A 1,094-nucleotide genomic window follows, 5' to 3' on the forward strand; every position below is an offset into this window, starting at 1 on the left:
GGATACATCTACGCGGCACGACCGCTCGATGTGTGTCAGATCGATCATACGCCCACCGACATCAATTTCGTGGAGGTGATCGAGGGCGGAGGAACCTTCGTCGGCCGGGCATATCTTACGATCGTCACCGACGTGGCGACGCGCTGTATTCTCGGCTTCTGCCTTACTCTTGAGAAGCCGTCGGCGCTGTCGGTCGCGCTATGCCTGGCGCAGGCAATGAGCCCGAAGGATGTCTGGCTCACCGCGCGGGACATCGAGCATGGGTGGCCGATGTTCGGTCGACCGCGGTCGCTTGTGACCGACTCCGCCAAGGAGTTCAAAGGGCATGCCTTCCAGCGTGGGTGCGAGGACTACGGTATTCGTATCCGCTACCGGGACCGTGGTCGCGTCCATCATGGTGGCGTGGTCGAAAGGCTGCTCGGGAAGCTCAACTCCGTTCTTGCGACACAGCCCGGCTCGACGGGCCGATCCGTGGCGGATCGCGACGAATACCCCGCGCAACGGCGAGCTCGCCTCAGCTTCGTCGATCTCGAGCGATGCGTCGCGCTCGCGGTGATCGACCACAACCTTCAGGAAAACGCAAGGACGTTGAAGGTGCCGGCAAAAGAGTGGGAGAGGCAGACGCACGACCTCCCCCGCTGCGACGATGATCCGATGCGGGTTCTGCTGGCATTCCTTCCTGGCGCGGAGAGGCGCCTTTCACCGCAGGGTGTTAGCATGTTCGCGCTCGACTACTACTCGTCCTGGCTGGGCGGCCTGGTCCCGCAGCGAGATCGGCTGGGCAAGATCGAAGTACGCTACGACCCTCGCGATATCAGTCACATCTATATCCGCGATCCGGAGTCAAGGGAGTTTCGGCCCGTCGAGAGGCGAGACGAATCCCTCGCGCCGATCACCTTGTGGGAACATGAAGCCGATCGCATGCACCGACGTGCCACGAACGCGCGATCGGATGTCGAGAAGGTAGTGCTCCGCCGACGGATTGCGGAGATCGCCGGCAAGCAAAAGCCTTCGAAAGCAGACCTCCGCAACGCCGTGCGCCGAACCCACGCGGTGGAGGCCGCCAAACCCTATGATGCAATGCGTCCTCCGAC

The 1,094-nt window shown here is 62.5% G+C and carries 1 protein-coding gene; it reads left to right on the forward strand.

Annotation, left to right across the window (positions count from 1 at the left end):
• Positions 1 to 1,094, forward strand: a 1,094-nt coding sequence (locus EOA27_RS37605) for a Mu transposase C-terminal domain-containing protein (protein ID WP_127258860.1), incomplete at both ends; no start/stop codon positions are given.

Source organism: Mesorhizobium sp. M2A.F.Ca.ET.037.01.1.1 (genome assembly GCF_003998075.1).
In the GTDB taxonomy this organism is placed as follows: Bacteria; Pseudomonadota; Alphaproteobacteria; order Rhizobiales; family Rhizobiaceae; genus Mesorhizobium.